This window comes from Nocardia sp. NPDC019219, from assembly GCF_040632645.1.
GTDB lineage: Bacteria > Actinomycetota > Actinomycetes > Mycobacteriales > Mycobacteriaceae > Nocardia > Nocardia sputorum.
In genome coordinates this window covers 59,820-76,768 of the sequence record NZ_JBEYCG010000012.1, presented here as the reverse complement: position 1 = coordinate 76,768, position 16,949 = coordinate 59,820, and the positions used below count along the sequence as shown (strand labels likewise).

The following is a 16,949-nucleotide window of genomic DNA, read 5'->3' as shown; positions in this document are numbered from 1 at the left end:
GCCGGACGGTGCGGGCGGTGTGACCGGAGTGGTTGGCGCTATCGACCGGCGACCGACGTAGGTAAGTCCGATCGGGTGCTGGGCCGGTCGACGAAAACCCGTTCCAGCAGTGCGTACAGGCGATCCCGGTCCTGGTCGCCGAGTCTGTCCAGGCCGTCTCGGGTGGCGCGCATTCTCGCCCGAATCGTATCGACTACCTGCTCACCCTCGGACGTGATCACGAGATTGGTCACGCGCCGATCGGATTCGTTGACCTCCCGTCGCACGAGGCCACGCTTCTCCAGCCGGTTGATGATCCCGGTGACGTTGGAGGCGTCGCAGGCCAAGGTCTCGGCTAGGGCGCGCATCGCGACGGGCCCCCGGCGCAGCACGGTCAGCGCCTTGCCCTGGCTCGCCGTGAGGTTCTCACTCGCCGCCGCGACGGTGAAGTCGCCGTAGTAGACGCCGAGCGACACCGAGAGCAGCTCCATGAGCTGGGCCGTGTCGACGCGGGGAGCTTCTGCCATGGCAGCCAGCCTATCCGGAGAAACTTGACTATCTCAAATATTTACCCCTAGCGTGTGGCCATTGCTTGAAGTTCTCAACCATCGAACCAGGAGTACCCAGTGATCGTTACCGCGTCCGACGCCTCTCGTACGGCCGAGATCCTGTCCCGGCCCGTCACGCTGAACGGCCTGACCGTCCCGAACCGCATCGTGATGGCGCCGATGACGCGCATGTTCTCCCCTGGCGGCATTCCCGGTGACGACGTGCGGTCGTACTACGCCCGCCGCGCCGCCGCCGGCGTGGGATTGATCGTCACCGAGGGCACCTACGTCGGGCACGCGTCCGCCGGACAGAGCGATCGTGTGCCACGGTTCCACGGGGAAGAGCAGTTGGCGGGCTGGGCGAAGGTCGCCGAGGACGTACACGCGGCGGGCGGCACGATCGTGCCGCAGCTGTGGCACATCGGCATGGTCCGCAACCAGGGCGACGCGCCCTACCCGGACGCGCCTGCCATCGGCCCCTCCGGTATTCGCGTCGACGGCACCGAAGGTCTCGGCAACACGATGACGCGCAGTGATCTGGACGACGTCATCGGCGCCTTCGCCGAGGCCGCGGCGGCCGCCGAGCGCATCGGCTTCGACGGCGTCGAACTGCACGGTGCGCACGGCTATCTCCTCGACCAGTTCCTGTGGGCGCGGACGAACCGCCGTGACGATGTCTACGGTGGTGATCCCGTGGCCCGTACGAGGTTCGCGGCCGAGGTCGTGGCCGCGGTTCGTGCGGCCGTCTCGCCTGACTTCCCGGTGATCTTCCGTTACTCGCAGTGGAAGCAGGAGGCCTACGATGCGCGGCTCGCCGAGACTCCGCGGGAGCTGGAGGCGATCCTGGCTCCGCTCACCGCGGCCGGCGTAGACGCCTTCCACGCCTCCACCCGTCGCTACTGGCGCCCGGAGTTCGACGGCTCGGACCTGAACCTGGCAGGCTGGACCAAGAAGCTCACCGGCAAGCCCACCATCACCGTCGGCTCGGTCGGCCTCGACGGCGACTTTCTCCGTGCCTTCACAGGCGAGGGCGCCCAGCTCGGCAGCCTCGACAACCTCCTGGATCGCCTGGAGCGCGACGAGTTCGACTTGGTCGCCGTCGGTCGCGCCTTGCTCCAGGACCCCGAGTGGGCGTCCAAGGTTCTGGCGGGGCGAATCGATGAGCTGAAGCCGTACGACGCGGCGGCCCTGAAGACGCTGAGCTAGGTGTACTGACCATGGACGTTGGTGACGGCGTGCCGAGCTGACATGGCGAAGACCTCCGCGTCGGAGTGGCAGCCTAGGGTGGTGCAGACGTGACAGTCCGGTATACCTGCCGCAACTCTCGCGGTAGTGCGCGCCTGGCTCCGGTGCTCATGTGTTTACCTACTGAGGGAGAATGCGGAGGTGACCGACGCAATCAGCAATGAGCTCGAACATCGACTCGGCGTACCAGCGGTCATGGCGTCGACGGCTGCGGTGCCATTTGTCGGCTCCTAGCTCGATGTCGGAGCGGGAAGCTGCCGGGACGGAGTCCTTGCCAGGGCCCGGCGGAAGAAGTTCGACGAGCTGGAACGGTTGCGCAAGACGCTGGAAGAAGGAATGAAGGCTGTGGAGATTCCCGGAGCAGGAGACGACACGTCAAAAGTCACCCGACTACCGCGGCGCCCGCGGCGCGTGGCGGAAGAAGCCGGCGAGCGTCTCCACAAGACTTGGCGCTCGGAAGGTCGGTCCCTCTATGACCCCGCACCGACCAAGCCCGTACTCCGATCGGAACTGCAGCGGGAGACAGGGTGGTGGCCGGTCGACCCGGGCGCGGCGCGGCACCCCGCTTCCAAGGAAGATCTGGGCAGTGCCGAGCCTGATGGGAGTGTCATCGATCTCGAGGCGTTGCGGCGGAAACGAGCTGGTGACGACGCTCCGGCCGGCGGCCGCCGGCGCATGGTCAAACCGCGGCGAATCGGAAAAAGTGCAGGCGAAGGCACCGAAGACAAGCCCGACAGCGGTTGTAACGGTGATCCCGATTCACCACGGTAGACGGACCCGCTGGGACACTGACTCTCCGCGAGGCCGGCGCCGCGTCTGTCGTTTCGCCGCCGCCCTCTTCCCGCTCGTCGGCTACCGGGTCGTTCCAACCATGCGGCGGGCAGCCGCAGCGCGCACCCGACGAGTTCTTCCCTTGTCCGCGAGCAGGGCGAGGACAGCGGGTGACGTGGTGAGGTCGACGGCTTTGCGCTGAAACCAGTCGGAGGCCCCGCAGACCTGGTCGGCAGTCCACTCCTCGCCCGTGCGGATCGATCTGAGCAGAGCCCATTCGCGAAGCCTGCGGACGACAAACTCGCGCTCGCCGATCACTTGGCCGATAGTGTGCGCCCACTCGGGGAATGCGGGGGCGGTGAGCAGTTCCGTGGCCCGCCGGTCGAGGTGGCCGACCACGGCGGCCTCGGCCATCGCCGTATCCGGATCACCGAGGACGACACGAACCATGTCGCTTTCGGACTCCGGGAGAACACGTGACAGTTCCTGGCGGTAGCGGGCGTAGCGCTGATGCTCGTCGTCATCGAACGCCGGGTCGAGGTCGCTCACTTGTCGACTCCTCAGTTCGGGCCGGGGTCCTGGAACAAGTCGGAGCAGAGACGGATTTCTATCGCCGGGCCAAGACGGCGCGCGAGCCGAACCTGGGCATGCCGCCGTCTGGAGTCCACTTCGGCATCCGGCCCATCCGCATGGTGCGGTCACATCATGCCGGAGCGTATCCGGTGAATTCCTGCGCGGTCACCGTGACCATACGGCCACCCAGTGCCTTGACCGCCGAGCGGAAGTTGGGCCTACCGCTGGGCGGTAACGGCATCGACCAGGAAGTCGAACCATCCGCGGCGTCGATCGCGTGCACGGTGGTTCCGTCGGTCAGGATGAGGTGGCTTGCGTCGGTTATGCCGTCGTAGCGTGCGGGGTTCGGGAACGGCGTCGGCTGTTGCCAGATGCGGTGCCCGTCGGTGAGGTCGAGGCCGGCCAGCTCTGATCCGTCGAGCGATCGGACGATCACGGTGTTGTCCACTACCCCTGCTATCGCGCTCTTGCGCCCGATGGGTTCGTCGATGCCGATCTGCGCATTGGTCCACAGGACGCGGCCTGTCGTTCGCTCGTAGGCGCTCTCGCCGGTGAGAATCGGCGGCGGCGTCGCCGTCGCGGCCGGATACCAGTCGAACACGGAGCTGGCGTTGCCGACCTCGGTAATCGGATGGCCACTGCGACCGACGAGCGTGACCCTTCCCGCGCTCCAGCCGCGTTCGATCACCTGGGACGCGACGATGCCGCCCTCGAAGGTGTGGACAACGGGTCCGGTGAACAGCAACTCGCCGGTGCGCAGATCGTGGACGCGCACGCCGTGGTCGTGCCCGTCGAGGAAGTAGTCCCGCGCGAGCACGTCGATCCTGGGCGTGACCGGGTCGCCGGGAACAGGCGTCGGGTACGTTCGCTGCCACGTCGCGCCGAGACCGGAAACGGTTCCTCGCATGAGGACAGCGGTCATCCAATCGGCGGTTCGGCCGGCCACCGAAACTACGCCGTCTCGCACCGCCACGTCTGTGACCTCGAAGTCCGTCGTGTGGTCTCCGAGTACCGCCCCCGTCGCAGCCTCGATGATCAACACTCGATGCGCGCCGCGGCAGGCGAGCTGCCCGTCGAAAACCTGCTCATGGCAACCGAGGAGTTCACCGGCCTCGGTCGTCCATCGCACGTGGCCGGTATCCGGATCAATGCCGTGCATCCGCACCGGTCCGACGGTGAGTCCAGCGTTTTCACCCGGCCCAGGGGCGCCGGGCACCGCGGTCGCCGCCACGATCATCGTCCCGGCGTCCACCGGGGAGCCGTAGCCGTAGTAGCGGTGCAGGTTCTGCGGCGCTGCCAGCAAGACCGCGCCGGGCTCGCCGGACAGGTCGGCGGCGCGCAAAGTCCACTGCGGCACCGGAGCGGAGTCGAGCCGCTGCGAAATCAGGAACCGGCCGTGGGCGCCCGATACCTGCGGCGGGTGCACGGGCGATCGGTTCACCCACACGACCGCGCCGATACTCGCCACCACAACCACGATCAACACGGGAATCCAGAACTTGCGCTTGCCCTGATCAGTGAGCCATTCAGCGGCCTTGTTCATACGGGTCTCCTCGTGCATCTACCAGGACCAGGCACTGGACGGCGTGGATAGGCAAAGTATGAGCCGTCCTCGAGGGTGACGATCGCGAGCACGACCCGGGGCACGGATGGTTCCGTAGTTCTTGCCAGCCGGTGCGATTCGTCCTTGTCCAGGTGGATGTCCACCAGTGCCGGTCCGATCGCGGGCGGGGCTCTGCACTCGATTCAGCCACCGAGGTCATCTTCGTGGCCGAAACCAACTGAAGGATAACGGGTTTGAGTTGGTCCGGGTCGATCGCCACATCGTCGCCGGCACTCTGCGGCCGGTGCGGCGCTGATGTCCGCCGCTCCCGCGCAAAACTCAGGCCCACTCTCACCATATAACGCACCCGGGGCCTTGCGGCAAGGCCCCGGGTGTGCTGCAGAATCTCCAGCCGAAGTCAGAACCTGCGGAAATCAAGCTCTCGCGACGCGCGGGCGTTTCGGCGGCGGGCGCATCTCGCGGGATGACGAACCGCCCGTGAGACGCGCGGTGTGTGGCAGGTACCCGGCGGGCAAGTTCGGGTGCGCGCCGCCGAACCGCGCCGTCTGCCGGCGAAGAGGCAAAGGAGATTTTGTGATCGACGTGATCGTTGTCGGCGGCGGGCCGACCGGCTTGATGCTGGCCGGCGAATTGCGGCTGCACGATGTGCACACCCTCGTGCTGGAGAAGGAGGCGGAGCCGAGCGGGCAGTCCCGCGGCCAGGGCTTGCACGTCCGCAGCGTCGAGATCATGGACCAGCGCGGGCTGCTGGACCGGTTCCTCGCGGTGAGCGAGAAGTTCCAGGTCGGTGGTCTCTTCGGCGGCATCATCAAGCCGTGGCCGGAGCGGTTGGACACCGCTCACGCGTACGGGCTCGCCACTCCGCAGCCGGTCACCGAGCGGCTGCTCGATGAGCGCGCCCGAGAACTCGGTGCCGAGATCCGGCGCGGCTGCGAAGTGGTGGGGTTGAGCCAGGACGAGGACGGGGTGACCGTCGAACTGGCCGACGGCGCGCATCTGCGCTCGCGCTACCTCGTCGGCTGCGACGGTGGTCGCAGCACGGTGCGCAGGCTGCTCGGCGTCGATTTCCCCGGCGAGCCTTCCAAGGTCGAGACGCTGCTGGGCGTCATGGAGATGACCGAGGACCCGGCCGTGGCCGCCGCCATCGTCGCGGAGATCAACAAGACGCAGAAGCGGTTCGGCGCCGTGCGCGTCGACGACGGTGAGGGGTTGTACCGCGTCATCGTGCCGGCCGCCGGAGTGGCGGAAGAGCGCGCGAGCGCTCCGACCCTCGAGGAGTTCAAGCGGCAGCTGCGGGCGACCGCGGGCACTGATTTCGGGGTGCACTCACCGCGCTGGTTGACCCGTTTCGGTAACGCCACCCGGCAGGCCGAGCGTTACCGCGTCGGCCGGGTGCTGCTGGCCGGCGACGCCGCCCACATCCACCCGCCGACCGGCGGGCAGGGACTCAACATCGGCGTTCAGGACGCGTTCAATCTCGGCTGGAAATTGGCCGCCGAGGTCGACGGCTGGGCGCCGGAGGGACTGCTGGACAGCTATCACGCCGAACGGCACCCGGTGGGCGCCCGCGTGTTGGAGAACACCCGCGCGCAGATGACGCTGATGGGCACCGATCCGGGCGCGACCGCACTGCGCGAACTGTTCTCGACGCTGATGGACTTCGAAGAGGTGAACCGGTACATCACCGAGATCATCACCGCCGTCGGGGTCCGCTACGACTTCGGCGAGGGACACGACCTGCTCGGACGGCGGATGCGGGACGTGAGCTTGAAGCGAGGGCGCCTCTACGAGCTGATGCACGGCGGTCGCGGGCTGCTGCTCGACCGGACCGGCCTGCTGTCGGTGGCGGGTTGGGCCGATCGGGTGGACCACGTCGTCGACGTCAGCGAGGAGTTCGACGTGCCCGCTGTGCTGCTGCGACCGGACGGCCACGTGGCGTGGGTCGGCGACGACCAGCAGGATCTGCGCAATCATCTGCCGAAGTGGTTCGGGGCCGCCGCATCGTCATGAGCCGGTACCGCGCCTTCACCTCGCCGAAGCGGTAGACGCCCATCGGTGGGCCTGCGCTGCCACCTGACTCGGCGGCCAACTCGTTCGCGGTCATCCGTGCTTCCAGGAGCAACCCGGATCGTTGGCACGGCCAACTACTATGTGTATAGTTGGCGAGGCCAATGTTGGAGTCTCCAATGAATAGGGGTTTCATGTCCACGAGTACCGTGATCGCCGACCGCATCGAGATCGCCGATCTGTTCAGCCGCTTCGCCCGTCTGCTCGACGAGCAGCGGTGGGAGGATGCCGGCACCGTCTTCACCGATGATGTGGAGGTCGATTCGCCGCGCATTCAAGTCCGCGGCATCGACAAAGTCGTCGACTATATGCGCCGGGCCGAGGTCGAAGGGCAACATACTCAGCACACGACCACCGACCTGCTGGTGAACCTCGACGGCGACCAGGCCGATGTCTCGTCGAATTCGATCGTGTACTACTACCGCGACGGTCAGCCGCCCCATCAGACTGGAGGCCTCCGGCAGGCCTGCACTGCGGTGCGGACGCCGGCAGGCTGGCGAATCAGCGCGACACGGATCATGCCCGCCTGGATCCGCAAGGATTGACCGCTCCCCCGGACGCTTGGCATGCCTCTCGGAGCCGTTCTACGACGACATCGCAGAGCCGGGGATAACGAGGCGGAGTCGCACCCAGCGCGGTCCGGGTCCGTCGGCCGGACGCACTGCACGAGCCGCGAACGAACTCACGGATTCCGCTTGACCCTCACGTGGCGTGAGGCTGAAGGGTGGGGTCTATGAGCGATTACTACAACGCCTTCGAGATGAGTCCCGTACCCACCCCCGGCCCGGATGCCGTTGCGCCGGAGCCGTTCCGAGGAATCTATGGAATGCCGGCGTTCGTGACGATCCCCACGAGCGATTTGGCGGCGTCGGTGGACTTCTGGGTCCGTGGGCTCGGGTTCTTCGAACTGTTCGGCATCCCCGGCAGGCTCGTGCATCTGCGCCGGTGGGCCTTCCAGGACGTACTTCTCGTCGCGGCGGAGAGCGTTCCGGAGCAGGCGCCTGCGATCAGCTTCAGCTTCGCGTGCGTGCTCGGCCAGGTCGATTCCCTTGTCGAGGCCTGTCGCGCGTTGCGCCCGAACTCGGTCGACGGCCCACGGGATACTCCTTGGAACACCCGCGACGTCGTGGTGATCACCCCGGAGAACGCGCGGATCGTTCTCACTGCGGCGAAGCCCTTCGACCCGGCAAGTCAGGAGGCGCGGAATCTCGCGGCCATCGGGATCACCGCGCCGGGCGTCGATGGCGGCGACAATGGTGAGCATGCCTGATGCCACCGACGCCGATGGTGTGACCGTCGGTCAGGTCTCGACGCGTCTGGGCGTGACAGTCCGCGCGCTGCACCACTGGGATGAGATCGGTCTGGCGCGCCCGTCGCTGCGCACGGCCGCCGGATACCGGCTGTACACCGCTGATGATCTGGAACGCCTACACCGTATCGTCGTCTACCGTGAGATCGGTCTCGGCCTGGACGATATCCAGGCCATCTTGGACGATCCGACCGCAGACGTGCCCGGCGCGTTGCGCGCCCAGCGCACTCAGATCGACGAACGGATCGACCGCCTCCAGCAACTCGGCGCCGGAGTGGATCGGATGATCGACGCCCACGAGCGCGGCCTGCTGCTGAGCGCTCAGCAGCAGGCCGCGATCTTCGGCCCCCGGTGGAACCCGGACTGGCCCGCCCAAGCGCGTGAGCGCTACGGAGACACGACGCAGTGGTTGCAGTACGCCGAACGCTCAGCCTCGCGCGGTCCGGAGGAATGGCAGGCCATCGCCGACGAGATCGCCTGCCTCGATCGCGACCTCGGGGAGGCGATGGACGCCGGCGTCACCCCTGGTAGCCCGGAAGCGAATCGACTCGTCGAGCGGCACCGCGAGGTTTTCGCTTCGTACTTTCCCCTCACCAGGCAGATGCAGGTCTGTCTCGGCCGCAGGTTCGAGGCCGATCCGGCATTCGCTGCCCACTACGACGGCATCCGCGCCGGCCTCGCCACGTGGTTTCGTCGCATCATCGACGCCGGCGCGCGCGCCCACGGCATCGACCCCGACACCGCGACCTGGGACTAGAGCGCGGGTCCGGAATCCCGTACCCGTGGGATGCCTCCCCCCGCGCACCGCGTCGCGTGGGACCCGCCTTCTGCCGAGCCACCCGCGCGTGCGGGCGCATCAGTATCGATCGACCGACGGTGGCGTCAGAGTCGAGTCGCGGAGCGGGCCGATCGTGTTCTCGAACGCCTTCTGCCACGAACCGTCGGCGATCATCTGCTCGATCGCGTCATTGATCTTGGCGCGGGTCTGCTGATCGCCCTTTCTCAGGCCGATGCCGTATTTCTCGGTGGTGAACGTGTCGCCGACCAGCTTCAGTTCGCCCGATACCTGGCCCGCGAAGCCCGCGAGGATGATGTCGTCAGTGGTCACCACGTCGACCGCGCCGCTGCGCAGAGCTTGGATGCACTGCGAGTAGTTGTCCAGTTCGACCAGCTGAACGTCTTTGGCGTAGTGGTCCTTGACGTATTGCGCGGGAGTGGAGCCTTTGACCGAGCAGAGCTTCTTGTTACCGGTCAGCGACTCGACACCGGTGATATCGGTGGTCTCGTTCTTGACCAGCAGGGCCTGCCCGGACACGAAGTACGGTCCGGCGAAATCGACTTTCTTCTTGCGTTCGTCGGTGATCGAGTAGGTGGCCACGATGAAGTCCACGTCGCCGTTCATGATCATCGTCTCGCGTTGCGCCGTCGGCGTTTCCTTGAAGGTGATGCCGGCAGGTGGGACGCCGAGCTTGCCTGCCACATACTTGGCGATCTCCACGTCGTAGCCTTGGAACGAGCCGTCCGCCTCGCGGAAGCCCAGACCGGGCTGGTCGAACTTGATGCCGATGGTCAGCTTGCCTTCGCGCACATGATCTTCGGTGGTCGCGGCGTCGCTGCCGCCACCGCAAGCGGTCGCGACGAGGGCGACGGCGATCGCCCCGATGGCGAGGCGAAGTGTTCGGTTCATCCTCATCGAATTCGGTTCCCTCTCACGCTGAGCTGCCAGGCCGGGCCGGCCTCCGGGTGCTGACGACACGTCATCTTTCCCGGAAACTCCCAGCGCCCCGACCGAGAGCCTCCCCGCCAGTGGAAAGCTTTTCCGCGCCGCCGCAGGTGGCGATTTCTCGGGTTGCGGCGTGGTCGCCGCTGTGCTTGTAATGGGCGCGGTCACGCCCGAGACCAAGATCGGACCAGGCGGACGGTGTGGCGGTCCGCCAACTGCTAGGAGATCTCCATGACAACTGGATACGTGTGGAACACCCTCTACGGGTGGGCCGACACGGGTAGCGGAAGCCTGTTCCCGTCCGACGCCACGGCCGGCCTCCAGCCGATCGGCCATCACCTCGCGCATCCCGATACCAAGCGGCGGTTCCACGAATTGGTGGCGGTATCCGGCCTGCTGGAGAAGTTGCATCAGATCGAAGCGGTACCCGCTACCGAGACCGACATACTGCGGGTGCACACGGCGCAACATCTGGAGCGGATCAAGGCCGAGAGTCTGCAACCGAAAGGCGGGGACGCCGGCGACGGCGTCTCGTCCTTCGGCAGGGGCGGCTACGAGATCGCGGCGCTTTCGGCAGGCGGAGCGATCGCGCTCGTCCAGCGGGTGCTCGACGGTACGGTCGACAATGGTTACGCGCTGGTGAATCCGCCGGGGCACCACGCGACCCGTGCTACCGGCATGGGCTTCTGCATCTTCAACAATGTCTCCATCGCCGCCGCCTACGCGAAAGAAGTCCTCGGCGTGCGGCGCATCGCCGTGGTCGACTGGGACGTCCACCATGGCAACGGCACTCAGGACATCTGGTACGAGGACCCCTCGGTGCTGACCATTTCGATCCACCAGCACCTGTGTTTCCCGCCCGAATCCGGTTACCGGGAGGAGCGTGGCGCGGGCGACGGATACGGCTACGCGATCAATGTGCCGCTTCCCCCGGGCAGCGGTGACGCCGCGTATCTGCATGCGATCGACCGAGTGGTCGAGCCGGCGTTGCGCACCTTCACGCCTGAATTGATCCTCGTGGCATCGGGCTTCGACGCGAGCATCCTCGATCCGCTGGCGCGGCAGATGGTCACCAGCGGCGGCTTCCGGCACCTGACCAGGCGGATGCTGGAGATCGCGGACGAAACGTGCTCGGGCCGTGTCGCCTTCGTGCAAGAAGGTGGCTACAGCCCGCACTACGTTCCGTTCTGCGGGCTCGCGGTGCTGCGCGAGTTGCTCGGCGAGGAATTCGTGGACGACCCGTACACGCCGATCGTCACGACGCAGGGCGGCGACGTCCTACTCGATCACGAGGCCGCCGCGATCGAAGCCGCAGCGGGCCTGGTCGCCGAGCTCTGATCCGATAGGGCACCTGCGGCCGCGACTGTGCCACGCCGGAAGGCAGGGAATCTGCGGTACGTCGACGGCTGCGCCGGTCGGCTCGACTGCGCCGAGTCCTTCATGTCGTCAGCCGCCGGCCGGAAGCGCATTACTCTCGCGAACGCTCTCGACATGGGGAGCGGCGGCCGTCCGCGTGGAAGTGGCTCGTGATTTCATGCTTTCGCCGGATTGCCCAGACGTGTTGCGGCACAGCCGTGCAACCGACCACACAGTCGCGCCGAGCAGCAGGCTGTTGCGCACTGTCAGGACCAGTACTCCCGGCCAGCTTCCGGTGGCCACCCGGTCATAGACGAACGGGAATTCCACTTGGCTCACCAGCGCAGTCGCCAGCACCATCAGCAGCACAGGCCGTTGCGTGGTACGCGGGTCGAGCGCGCAGACCGCGGCCACCGCCACCGCCCAGACCAGGTATTGCGGGCTGAGCACCCGGCTGGTCAGCAAGGCGATCAACACCGCGGCCAACGCCAGATCCGCTGCCGGAGGCCGCATACGCCACCAGATGACCAGCAACACCGTGCCGCCGAGGATCGTGGCGGCCACGCACCCCCGAGCCACGGCCGACACCGCGGGCCCGGTCAACTCGTCAGCCCCGTATCGATGCACGATGGCCCAACCGCTGTGCGTCAACCGGGCAATCAAAAGTGGTGTGACAGCGACAGACTCGATCTGCAGTCCGCGCTTCGACTGGAACTCCAGAAATGACCACGCACCGGGGGCCCATGCTGTCAGTGCCACGGCCGCCGCCGCACCGACACCGATCGTCGCCGCACTTACGTGCGTGAGCGCCCGCCGACGCAATCCCAGCACGACCACCACCGGCCACATTTTCAGCAGCACGCCCGCGGCAGCGGCCGCGCCTGCCGCGGCGGGGCGGCGCGTCGACCACAGCAGTGCCGCCACCGCGGCCGCCGCCACGATCAGATCGAATCGGCCGTAACAGACCCGTCCCAGCAACGCCACGCCGACGGTCCATATCCACGGCCCGGCCTGCGCCGTGGCCGAGTCGTCACCCCGCGCGGCCCGGATCAGCAAGCCGAGGACGCTCGCGTCCGCCGCGCCGACCAGCGCGAAGAACAACCAGTTGTAACCGAATCCGCCGCCGAGCAGCCAAGGCACCGCCAGCAACGCGCCCGCTCCGGGCGGGTACTGCCACCGCTCGTCGTCCAGGGGGAAGACGTTCTGTTCCACGATGAGCTCGGCCCATTCCCGGTAGAGCGTCAAGTCCGCGGCCGAAGCGTCCCAAATGCTGTGCGGCAGTGCGGTCACTCCCGTGAACACCACCATCAGTATTCGGGTGACCGCCCACACCGACCACAATCTCGATACCGACGACAGTCCGCGCACAAGGCAGCCTAACCGTCGCCACATCCGTCCGGCCTGCGGCCCTGCCGACCAAACCTGTGATCCGGCAATCGGATTCGCCTTCTTCCACTGGGAAGTGTGCGACCGGACCCCGGACCCCGCTGCCGCCCCCTGGGACCGCACCGCCGTCGGTCGTCCCCGTCATTCGGGCGAATGGCTGTGACACCACGGTGCCCGTCGAAAATCACTTCGGAGAACGCGACAGCGCGCAGATGGTCAGCGCCACGCATGCGCGCCGACTTCATCGACGGCTGCGGAGCGGCGTACAAGGCGGCCGAACACCCCGGGTGTCAGGGGGCGATCGGCTGGAACGGGCGCGTTTCGTCGTGGCCGAGGCGGACGACACCGGCCGACGACTCCTCGACCTCGTTCCACGCCCCCGGCAGGTCGCGCAGCGGCTCGGAAACCACGAAGCGAGCCTCCTCACCCAGCTCGCGCAGCGCTTCAACCTCCGGATGCAGCGCACGCACCTTCGCGACGTCGTTGGAGTAGAACAGCGAGCGCGACCGCCGTTCGGTGGAGTACCGGAAGAACCACATCGAGTCGCCGTCGGTGGTCGCGACCGTCATCTGTACCGGGGCATCGACCTGGTACGCGCGACCGACGTCTTCGACGAAGCCGACCGCGCGGGCGACCGCGGTGAACGGGTCCTCGACCAGCCCGAAGGTGAGCGCCAGGAAGAAGAGCACTTCGGAATCCGTCGAACCCTCGATGTCGGCGAACAAAGCCGGCTCGACCGCCGTCATCAGATCGCGCTTGAACTGGTGGAAACCGAGCACGGATCCGTTGTGCATCCACAACCAGTGTCCGTGCCGGAACGGGTGACAGTTACTGCGTTGCACAGCGGTTCCGGTCGACGCGCGCACGTGCGCGAAGAACAGCGGCGTGCGCACCTGCGCCGCGACCTCCCGCAGGTTGCGGTCGTTCCACGCCGGTTCGATGTCCTTGAACACCGCGGGCTGCGGACCTTCGCCATACCATCCGATGCCGAAGCCGTCACCGTTCGTGGTCGTCGCACCCAGCTGGGAGTGCAGGCTCTGATCGATCAACGAGTGCACCGGCCGGAACAAAAGGTCCTCGGCCAGGATCGGCTCCCCGGAATAAGCCATCCACCTGCACATATATCGATTCAAGCAGAGTGGCCGTGGTTCGGCTGGAAAATCTCGGCACTCGGCGACCGGTCGCCTGCCGTCCTCGCGGACTCGACACCGCGTCGACCCGCTGACATGTCATGCCGGATACGCGCGGGTTTCGGTGGCCTTCACCGCGGCCCACAGCCGCTGCCCAGGATGCAGGTGCAATTCGGCCACCGTGGCCGGTGTGATGTCGGCGAGGACGGGTGGCGCCCCGTCGAGACGAATGCGCATGATGTGCGCGTGCTGCTCGATCCCGGTGATGATGACCGGCCAGCTGTTGCGGGGGCTGCCGGCAGGTTGTCGCGGGTGCAGGCTCACCGCGGTGGGGCCGAACGCCACGTGGACACGCCCCTGCGTGGGTTCGGCGAGGGTGATGCTGCCGCCACCGTCCAGATCGACGCTCATGCCACGGGCGGTGCCGCGGTAGAGATTGAGGCCCATCAGGGTGGCCACGTAGTCCGAGCGTGGCCGCGCCGCCACCTGCGCGGGCGGACCTTGCTGGACGATCGCGCCGTCCTCCAGGATGACCAGCCGGTCGGCGAGGACCATGGCGTCGAGCGGGTCATGGGTGACGAGAACGGTGTGGCCGGGATAATCGCGCAGGTGGTGAGCGAGGTCCGAGCGCACTTGGACTCTGGTGCCCGCGTCCAGCGCGGCGAGCGGTTCGTCGAGCAGCAACAGTCGTGGTTCGATGGCCAGCGCACGAGCCAGCGCCACCCGCTGCGCCTGCCCGCCCGACAGCGCCCGGGGCTTGCGGTGCGCGTAATCAGCCAGTCCGACACGCGCGAGCCATCGGGTAGCGCGCTCCCGTGCGGCGGCGCGGCGATATCCGCGGGCGCGCAGGCCGAAGGCGACGTTCTCCAACGCCGACAGATGCCCGAACAGGAGATAGTCCTGGAACACGACGCCGACCTGCCTGCGTTCGGCGGGCACGAACGTCGACGGTGGCGCGTCCCAGGTGACGCCATCCAGCCGGATGTGCCCACCGGTGAGTGCGATCAGCCCCGCCAGGGCACGCAACGCCGTGGTCTTCCCCGCCCCGTTGGGCCCGAGTAAGGCCACCACTTCGCCAGGAGCGGCATCCAGCGGCAACTCGAGCGCGAAACGTCCGCGCTGGATGCGCAGATCGGCCGCCAAACTCACATCGCCCCCCGGATCCAGCGTTCGCGCAACGCGACCAGCACGGTGACCGAGACGGCCAGCAGCACCAGGCTCAGCACGATCGCGGCATCCGGGTCGGTCTCCAGCGCGAGGTAGACCGCCAGCGGCATGGTGGTGGTGCGGCCGGGGAAGTTGCCCGCGAACGTGATCGTGGCGCCGAACTCGCCGAGCGCACGCGCCCAGCACAGCACCGCGCCCGCCACCACGCCGGGCAGGACCGAAGGCAGCGTCACCCGGCGAAACGCGTACCAGCGGGTGGCGCCAAGCGTGGCGGCCGCTTCCTCGAAGCGGGGATCGGCCGCCCGCAGCGCTCCTTCGACGGAGATCACCAGGAAGGGCATGGCCACGAACGCTTCGGCCACGATCACCCCGGCCGTGGTGAACGGCAGGGAGACACCCGCCCATTCGTAGAGATACTGTCCGATCAGCCCGCGCCGGCCGAGCACGAGCAGCAGCGCGACACCGCCGACCACCGGCGGCAACACCAGCGGCACGGTGACCAAAGCGCGGATCAGCCCGCGCCCCGGCAGTGCGGCGCGCGCGAGCACCCAGGCCAAGGGAATGCCCAGAACCAGGCAGATCGCCGTGGCCGCGGTCGCGCACACCAAGGAGAGCCGCAACGCTCGGCCGACCTCGGCACTGAACAGCCGATCCGGCATGGTCGCCCACGGCGCTCGCCACAGCAGTCCGATCAAAGGCACGAGGAGGAACGCCAGCCCGCAGAAGGCGGGCAGCATCAGCGCGACCGGTCGCCGTCCGAGTACCGCACGCCGCCGCGAGGGCGCGATCACGGGGTGTCGAATCCCGCCGCGACGAAGACCGGCTTGGCCTTCTCCGATGTCACGAAGTCGACGAAGGCCGCGGCGGCCGTCGCGTTCGGCGCGTGCGCCAGTGGCGCGACCGGGTAGTCGTTGATCGCCGCGGCCGATTCCGGGAAGGCCATGCCCTCGACCTTGTCGCCCGCGGCCTCGACGTCGGTGCGGTACACCAGCGCGGCGTCGACTTCCCCGAGCGTGACCTTGGTCAGCACCGCCTTGACGTCCTGCTCGCGGGTGTCGGGTTGCGGGGTGATGCCCGCGGTCTCGAAGACCTTCGCGGCAGCGGCGCCGCAGGGTACCTGCTCCGCGCACAACGCGAATTTGGGCTCCGTCTTGCCGAAATCGGTCAGCCCCGTGATGCGTCCCGGATTGCCCTTCGGCACCGCGATCTGGAGCCGGTTGCGCACGAAAGTCACCGGCGCGGTGGCGACCTCGCCCTTGTCGCGGACCTGCTGCATGTTCTTCGGAGCGGCCGAGGCGAACACGTCGGCCGGTGCGCCTTGGATGATCTGTTGCGCAAGGGCGGAACTCGCCCCGAAGCTGTAGACCACCTCGACGCCCGGGTGCGCGGCCTCGAACTGCTTGCCGAGCTCCCCGAACGTCTCGGTGAGCGAGGCCGCGGCGAACACGGTCACCGTGCCCGACACCTGACGTCCGTCGGCGTGCTCGGTCGCGTCGTCCGAACCGCAGGCCGCCGCGGTCACGACAACCAGCACGGTCGCGACCGCGACACACCACTTACGAATTGCCATCCTCGTCAACTTTCCGGTATCTCCACGACGACGTGCGTGGACTTCACCGACGCGACAGCGACGCTGCCGACTTCCAGACCGAGTTCGTCGACCGATTCCCGGCTCAGCAGCGACACCAGCCGGAATGGTCCGGCCTGCATCTCCACCTGCGCCATCACGGTGTCCTTCACGACCCGGGTCACGATTCCGCGCATCCGGTTGCGCGCTGACGCGGCGACCGTCGTACCGGGTGCGGGCGCCTCGGCATTGGCCCGCAGAAATTGGGCGAGCTCGCGGCCGCTGACTCCTTTGCGGCCGTTGTCGAGTTGCGTCGCGGTGAGACGGCCCTGATCGATCCATCGACGTACCGTGTCGTCGCTGACTCCCAGCAACTCGGCCGCTTCACTGATCCGTAGATTCGACACAAGATACAGCATATTGCCGCATCCACGGATGTAGAAGCGGGCCTCGAACCGCGTATTGCCCATCCGTCACCGAACGCTCACCGGGCGGAGGTCTCCGCAGTGCGCCGGCCGCCCATGAGCGGGGAAGGCACATCGGCGCGATAGTGCGGTGGCCGTC

The 16,949-nt window shown here is 67.4% G+C and carries 18 protein-coding genes; 8 read left to right on the top strand and 10 right to left on the bottom strand.

Features of this window, described 5'->3' with window-relative positions; translation table 11 throughout:
* Positions 1 to 38 precede the first annotated feature (38 nt).
* Positions 39 to 506, bottom strand: coding sequence for a MarR family transcriptional regulator (locus ABZ552_RS22035; RefSeq protein ID WP_357439383.1), 468 nt, complete (start codon positions 504 to 506; stop codon positions 39 to 41).
* Between the two features lie 99 nt (positions 507 to 605).
* Between ABZ552_RS22035 and ABZ552_RS22030 the strand changes: the two genes are divergently transcribed.
* Positions 606 to 1,733, top strand: a complete 1,128-nt coding sequence (locus tag ABZ552_RS22030) for an NADH:flavin oxidoreductase (RefSeq protein WP_357439380.1) — start codon at positions 606 to 608, stop codon at positions 1,731 to 1,733.
* A 351-nt stretch (positions 1,734 to 2,084) separates the two neighbouring features.
* Complete coding sequence (locus tag ABZ552_RS22025) at positions 2,085 to 2,543, top strand: hypothetical protein (RefSeq protein WP_281880198.1); 459 nt, start codon at positions 2,085 to 2,087, stop codon at positions 2,541 to 2,543.
* 81 nt (positions 2,544 to 2,624) lie between these two features.
* On the opposite strand, the gene ABZ552_RS22020 is transcribed toward ABZ552_RS22025, so the two are convergent.
* On the bottom strand, positions 2,625 to 3,092 hold the full coding sequence (locus ABZ552_RS22020; RefSeq protein WP_281880197.1) for a hypothetical protein: 468 nt from the start codon (positions 3,090 to 3,092) through the stop codon (positions 2,625 to 2,627).
* Between the two features lie 154 nt (positions 3,093 to 3,246).
* On the bottom strand, positions 3,247 to 4,659 hold the full coding sequence (locus ABZ552_RS22015) for a PQQ-binding-like beta-propeller repeat protein (protein WP_357439377.1): 1,413 nt from the start codon (positions 4,657 to 4,659) through the stop codon (positions 3,247 to 3,249).
* Positions 4,660 to 5,253: 594 nt separating this feature from the next.
* On the opposite strand from ABZ552_RS22015, the gene rox reads away from it, so the two are divergent.
* The 4 genes from rox to ABZ552_RS21995 all read left to right on the top strand — a co-directional run bounded on the left by rox (position 5,254) and on the right by ABZ552_RS21995 (position 8,813).
* The gene (rox, locus tag ABZ552_RS22010) at positions 5,254 to 6,690 is read left to right on the top strand and encodes a rifampin monooxygenase (RefSeq protein ID WP_357439374.1); all 1,437 of its coding nucleotides are present in this window, start codon (positions 5,254 to 5,256) and stop codon (positions 6,688 to 6,690) included.
* Between the two features lie 206 nt (positions 6,691 to 6,896).
* Positions 6,897 to 7,292 (top strand): nuclear transport factor 2 family protein, encoded by a 396-nt coding sequence (locus tag ABZ552_RS22005; protein ID WP_281918356.1) that lies wholly within the window; start codon positions 6,897 to 6,899, stop codon positions 7,290 to 7,292.
* 188 nt (positions 7,293 to 7,480) lie between these two features.
* A complete protein-coding gene (locus tag ABZ552_RS22000; RefSeq protein ID WP_281880190.1) occupies positions 7,481 to 8,017 on the top strand; it encodes a VOC family protein in 537 nt (178 codons plus the stop codon).
* Positions 8,010 to 8,813, top strand: coding sequence for a MerR family transcriptional regulator (locus ABZ552_RS21995; protein WP_281880189.1), 804 nt, complete (start codon positions 8,010 to 8,012; stop codon positions 8,811 to 8,813). Before ABZ552_RS22000 ends, ABZ552_RS21995 begins: the two co-directional genes overlap by 8 nt.
* A gap of 99 nt (positions 8,814 to 8,912) precedes the next feature.
* Here the strand turns inward: ABZ552_RS21995 and ABZ552_RS21990 are convergent, their stop codons facing one another.
* A complete protein-coding gene (locus ABZ552_RS21990; protein ID WP_281880966.1) occupies positions 8,913 to 9,749 on the bottom strand; it encodes a glutamate ABC transporter substrate-binding protein in 837 nt (278 codons plus the stop codon).
* 261 nt (positions 9,750 to 10,010) lie between these two features.
* Here ABZ552_RS21990 and ABZ552_RS21985 point away from each other — a divergent pair, with 261 nt between their 5' ends.
* Complete coding sequence (locus tag ABZ552_RS21985) at positions 10,011 to 11,117, top strand: class II histone deacetylase (protein ID WP_281880188.1); 1,107 nt, start codon at positions 10,011 to 10,013, stop codon at positions 11,115 to 11,117.
* A 108-nt stretch (positions 11,118 to 11,225) separates the two neighbouring features.
* On the opposite strand, the gene ABZ552_RS21980 is transcribed toward ABZ552_RS21985, so the two are convergent.
* Entirely contained in the window at positions 11,226 to 12,437 is a 1,212-nt protein-coding gene (locus ABZ552_RS21980; protein ID WP_281880187.1) for a glycosyltransferase 87 family protein, read from the bottom strand.
* On the opposite strand from ABZ552_RS21980, the gene ABZ552_RS21975 reads away from it, so the two are divergent.
* Positions 12,430 to 12,684 (top strand): hypothetical protein, encoded by a 255-nt coding sequence (locus ABZ552_RS21975; protein ID WP_281880185.1) that lies wholly within the window; start codon positions 12,430 to 12,432, stop codon positions 12,682 to 12,684. The two genes, ABZ552_RS21980 and ABZ552_RS21975, sit on opposite strands and share 8 nt — an antisense overlap.
* A gap of 127 nt (positions 12,685 to 12,811) precedes the next feature.
* Here the strand turns inward: ABZ552_RS21975 and ABZ552_RS21970 are convergent, their stop codons facing one another.
* The 5 genes from ABZ552_RS21970 to ABZ552_RS21950 form a co-directional block, all read right to left on the bottom strand.
* Entirely contained in the window at positions 12,812 to 13,630 is an 819-nt protein-coding gene (locus ABZ552_RS21970) for a class II glutamine amidotransferase (RefSeq protein ID WP_357439368.1), read from the bottom strand.
* Positions 13,631 to 13,750: 120 nt separating this feature from the next.
* Entirely contained in the window at positions 13,751 to 14,800 is a 1,050-nt protein-coding gene (locus ABZ552_RS21965) for an ABC transporter ATP-binding protein (protein WP_357439365.1), read from the bottom strand.
* Positions 14,797 to 15,555, bottom strand: coding sequence for a molybdate ABC transporter permease subunit (gene modB, locus ABZ552_RS21960; RefSeq protein WP_357439549.1), 759 nt, complete (start codon positions 15,553 to 15,555; stop codon positions 14,797 to 14,799). Before modB ends, ABZ552_RS21965 begins: the two co-directional genes overlap by 4 nt.
* 50 nt (positions 15,556 to 15,605) lie before the next feature.
* Positions 15,606 to 16,388: a molybdate ABC transporter substrate-binding protein gene (modA, locus tag ABZ552_RS21955; protein WP_281880182.1), complete on the bottom strand. Its 783-nt coding sequence runs from the start codon at positions 16,386 to 16,388 to the stop codon at positions 15,606 to 15,608.
* A gap of 5 nt (positions 16,389 to 16,393) precedes the next feature.
* Entirely contained in the window at positions 16,394 to 16,792 is a 399-nt protein-coding gene (locus ABZ552_RS21950) for a TOBE domain-containing protein (protein ID WP_281880181.1), read from the bottom strand.
* Positions 16,793 to 16,949 lie beyond the last annotated feature (157 nt).

Bases quoted from the DNA above. Each gene is read 5' to 3' on its own strand.
- ABZ552_RS22035 (WP_357439383.1), bottom strand. From the start codon at position 506: ATGGCAGAAGCTCCCCGCGTCGACACGGCCCAGCTCATGGAGCTGCTC.
- ABZ552_RS22015 (WP_357439377.1), bottom strand. From the start codon at position 4,659: ATGAACAAGGCCGCTGAATGGCTCACTGATCAGGGCAAGCGCAAGTTC.
- ABZ552_RS22000 (WP_281880190.1), top strand. From the start codon at position 7,481: ATGAGCGATTACTACAACGCCTTCGAGATGAGTCCCGTACCCACCCCC.
- ABZ552_RS21995 (WP_281880189.1), top strand. From the start codon at position 8,010: ATGCCTGATGCCACCGACGCCGATGGTGTGACCGTCGGTCAGGTCTCG.
- ABZ552_RS21990 (WP_281880966.1), bottom strand. From the start codon at position 9,749: ATGAGGATGAACCGAACACTTCGCCTCGCCATCGGGGCGATCGCCGTC.
- ABZ552_RS21985 (WP_281880188.1), top strand. From the start codon at position 10,011: ATGACAACTGGATACGTGTGGAACACCCTCTACGGGTGGGCCGACACG.
- ABZ552_RS21970 (WP_357439368.1), bottom strand. From the start codon at position 13,630: ATGGCTTATTCCGGGGAGCCGATCCTGGCCGAGGACCTTTTGTTCCGG.
- modB (WP_357439549.1), bottom strand. From the start codon at position 15,555: ATGCTGCCCGCCTTCTGCGGGCTGGCGTTCCTCCTCGTGCCTTTGATC.
- modA (WP_281880182.1), bottom strand. From the start codon at position 16,388: ATGGCAATTCGTAAGTGGTGTGTCGCGGTCGCGACCGTGCTGGTTGTC.